Raw genomic sequence first — 1,677 nt, forward strand, 5'->3', positions numbered from 1 at the left:
TAATGTGTACCCCATGTCAAGGACAATATGGGTTTTTGGAATTCCAATCAAAAGGTATTTATGCTATACTAACCGTGCTTTACCGCAAGGGAGGATAGGGCAACGCTGAGGAGCGACCCGAGCGCCCGTGTGGGTTTACAAGGGAGGCGATGCGTATCAGCACCGCTTCTTTTTATTGAAATCATGAACTGCCTCCCTGGAAACCAAGCGAAAAACCTCGGGGTGTGGGGCAGAGCCCCACCTTCAATTTTCACCTTTTGCTTTTGGTATTGTTAAAGGGTATTTTCCTGTAACGAGATACTTGTAATACTCCCTTGGAGCTAATCTTGCCAAATCCCATTGGTATCGCTCGATGTTGTAATAATCGGTCCAGTCGCTTATTACTTGGTGAATTTCTTCAAACGTTGTGCACTTTGAAATGTCAATTTCATCTTTCATGTGACCGTAAAAGGATTCCTGCGGAGCGTTATCCCAACAGTTTGCCTTTCGGGACATGGACTGCCTTAGTTCACTGTCTTTTATCAGCTGGATAAACTTCATACTTGTGTAGTGTACCCCTTGATCCGAATTAATCAGGGTCTCGGCTGTCAAAGAGATACCATAATTCTCGATGAGCTGGTTCACTGTTGCTAGAACAAAATCGATTTCGAGAGATTCGCTCACTACCCAAGCGAGCAACTCTTTTGTACAGGCGTCGATGATAGTAGACATATAGCACCGTGGTGCCTTCCCATTAATGATGTAGGTGATATCCGTCAGTAGAACAGCACGGGGGCCGTGTGCTTCAAATTCCCGGTTCAGCAGGTTGGGGGCAACATTGCTGGTTCTAAGTGCTTTGGCCATTCTTCGGTACGGATTTGCTTTGCGAATAGGACATATTAGTCTATATTTGTTCATCAAACGTCGGATCTTCTTAATGTTCATGTGTACCGGAGGCACCATATGAAGAAGCCGCATGTAAATACCGCGGGCTCCCTTGTTATAACCACGAAACCGGTACGCCTCCAGAATTATTAGAAAATCCTTTTGGCCTTGTTCTTCACGTTGTCGTCTGAGTCCTTCCGTTTCAAGGTAATGGTAGTATCCGGACCTCGAAACACAGGCAGCAGCGCACAACCAGGCAATATTCAGCAAATTGTTGTCTCGCTGGGTCATCTCACGAATGATTGCATACTTGGCAGATGCGGAAACATTCATGATTCCTAATCCTCCCGGCCTAAAGATACAATTTTTTTTAGAAACTCTATTTCCTGATCTTTATATGCCAGTTGTTGTTCGAGGTATTTTACTTTTGCTTCTGGATCTGTGTATTCTTTGAGATATGACCCGTATGTTGTTAAGTCTCTGAAGCCTTTTCCCGCTCGAACTTCATTATGGATCATACCTTTCAACCCATTTACACGATATTCGCCAAGAATATCTGGATCAATTCCGAGTTCGAGAATAATATCTCGCGGCTGTTTTCTTTCTAGTATTGAATTCCAAAACAGTTCCTTAAACTTGGCAGAGAAATGCACAATACTAGGACTTACTTCCAAGACATAAGGACTTGCTCGGAGATGATTCCTTTCTTCTTCAGTAAATTTCTTGTTAGCCATGGCGGTATTCCTCCAATTCAGATCAGTTTTATTGTAATACCTGTCTGAACTGGAGTCAAAACCACTATTGTCCGAGGTT

Annotated in this window: 2 protein-coding genes; both read right to left on the bottom strand. The window is 43.5% G+C overall.

What is annotated here, in order from left to right; all coding sequences use genetic code 11:
* Positions 1 to 243 precede the first annotated feature (243 nt).
* A complete protein-coding gene (locus tag DSOL_RS25985; RefSeq protein WP_075367584.1) occupies positions 244 to 1,197 on the bottom strand; it encodes an IS3 family transposase in 954 nt (317 codons plus the stop codon).
* Positions 1,198 to 1,202: 5 nt separating this feature from the next.
* Positions 1,203 to 1,677: HTH domain-containing protein (locus DSOL_RS25990; RefSeq protein WP_235839015.1), on the bottom strand; the 475-nt coding region annotated here is incomplete at its 5' end.

Source organism: Desulfosporosinus metallidurans (assembly GCF_001936615.1).
Taxonomy (GTDB): domain Bacteria; phylum Bacillota; class Desulfitobacteriia; order Desulfitobacteriales; family Desulfitobacteriaceae; genus Desulfosporosinus; species Desulfosporosinus metallidurans.